The sequence below is a fragment of the Rhodopirellula maiorica SM1 genome (genome assembly GCF_000346295.1).
Lineage (GTDB): Bacteria > Planctomycetota > Planctomycetia > Pirellulales > Pirellulaceae > Novipirellula > Novipirellula maiorica.
Genome location: NZ_ANOG01000130.1, coordinates 1 through 651, shown reverse-complemented (window position 1 = coordinate 651; position 651 = coordinate 1). Strand labels below are relative to the sequence as shown.

The following is a 651-nucleotide window of genomic DNA, read 5'->3' as shown; positions in this document are numbered from 1 at the left end:
AACGCTGGGCATTGGTGAGCATCTCACCTATGAAACAACATACAATTGAACTCCGCGTTCGCTATGACGAGTGCGATCCGATGGGCTTTGTCCATCACTCTAACTACTTGCGGTACTTTGAAATCGGACGTACCGAACTGCTGCGAGCTTCCGGCGGCTGCTACGCCGAGATGGAAGAGGCGGGGGTCTTGGTCGTCGTCGTCCGAGTCGATTGCCGCTATCGACGACCAGCAAAATATGACGACCTGATCACCGTCCATACCACCATCGCTCGCGTCACCGCCGCCAAGATCATCCATGAGTATTCGATCACTCGAGTAAATCCATCGGGTGAACCTGAGCCGATCGTCGATGCAACCGTCACGCTGGCCGTGATCGATCGTGAAGGCAAATTGCAGCGCGTCCCGCAAACGCTGTTGGAACAGTATGAGAAGGGGAGTGAGGAGTGAGGAGTTGGGAGTTGGGAGTTGGGAGTTGACTTGATCGGACGACCCTCACCCGAGCAATCGCGAAAGGCTCTGCTCGACCTCTCCCAACTGCGTCGGGAGAGGTGACTTTCGGCGTGCACGCATCAACCGCTATCACCGCGACCCGATTGTCGCCCGACGTCTCCGACGTCGGTTTTGTTTTTTGCCAATGCTGACGAAACGA

Annotated in this window: 1 protein-coding gene; it reads left to right on the top strand. The window is 56.1% G+C overall.

Annotation, left to right across the window (positions count from 1 at the left end):
* Positions 1-29: 29 nt before the first annotated feature.
* Complete coding sequence (locus tag RMSM_RS03795; protein WP_008691808.1) at positions 30-449, top strand: acyl-CoA thioesterase; 420 nt, start codon at positions 30-32, stop codon at positions 447-449.
* Positions 450-651 lie beyond the last annotated feature (202 nt).